The sequence below is a fragment of the Mesorhizobium sp. M1E.F.Ca.ET.063.01.1.1 genome (assembly GCF_003998155.1).
In the GTDB taxonomy this organism is placed as follows: domain Bacteria; phylum Pseudomonadota; class Alphaproteobacteria; order Rhizobiales; family Rhizobiaceae; genus Mesorhizobium.
In genome coordinates this window covers 1-381 of sequence record NZ_RZSC01001806.1, presented here as the reverse complement: position 1 = coordinate 381, position 381 = coordinate 1, and the positions used below count along the sequence as shown (strand labels likewise).

The following is a 381-nucleotide window of genomic DNA, read 5'->3' as shown; positions in this document are numbered from 1 at the left end:
GGCTACCTGCTCGGTGAGGAAGGGTCGGGCGCGCTGATCGGCGGCCTGACCTATGGCGAGGGCACCCTCTACACCAAGAATGCCGGCGACCATAAGGTGTTCTGGCAGGGTCCTTCGCTCGGCTGGGACTTCGGCGGCGAGGGATCGCGCGTCATGATGCTCGTCTATAACCTCGACGACATAGGCAATCTCTATAACCGGTTCGGCGGTGTCGCCGGCTCCGCCTATGTCGTTGCGGGCGTCGGCTTCAACGTGCTGCAGAACAACAGGGTGCTGCTCGTCCCGATCCGGACCGGCGTCGGCGCCAGGCTGGGCGTCAATCTCGGCTATCTGAAACTCACGCAGCGGCCGACCTGGAATCCGTTCTGACAAGGTCATGAC

Annotated in this window: 1 protein-coding gene; it reads left to right on the top strand. The window is 63.3% G+C overall.

Annotated features, from left to right (window positions below; translation table 11 throughout):
- A partial coding sequence (locus tag EOA29_RS40955; protein ID WP_127222633.1) for an EipA family protein occupies nt 1-369 on the top strand: 369 nt, incomplete at its 5' end.
- Nucleotides 370-381 lie beyond the last annotated feature (12 nt).